Source organism: Oerskovia turbata (assembly GCF_000718325.1).
GTDB classification, from domain to species: domain Bacteria; phylum Actinomycetota; class Actinomycetes; order Actinomycetales; family Cellulomonadaceae; genus Oerskovia; species Oerskovia turbata.
The window spans coordinates 1-224 of record NZ_JOFV01000068.1 but is presented as its reverse complement, the minus strand read 5'-3'; the positions used below and the strand labels follow the sequence as shown (position 1 = coordinate 224).

The window sequence follows — 224 nt, the reverse complement described above, 5'->3', positions numbered from 1 at the left end:
GCTCAGCCTTGTGTGGACGTGAAGGACAAGGCGTGCATCGAGGAGTGTCCGGTGGACTGCATCTATGAGGGCAAGCGGTCGTTGTACATCCATCCGGACGAGTGTGTGGACTGTGGTGCGTGCGAGCCGGTGTGTCCGGTGGAGGCGATCTACTACGAGGACGACGTGCCGTCGGAGTGGAGTGACTACTACCGGGCGAACGTGGAGTTCTTCGATGATCTGGG

1 protein-coding gene is annotated in these 224 nt (G+C 60.3%); it reads left to right on the top strand.

Annotated elements, in window-relative coordinates; translation table 11 throughout:
• Positions 1-224 (top strand): ferredoxin (fdxA, locus tag IE95_RS0118450; RefSeq protein WP_084690418.1); only part of this gene is annotated, 224 nt, incomplete at both ends.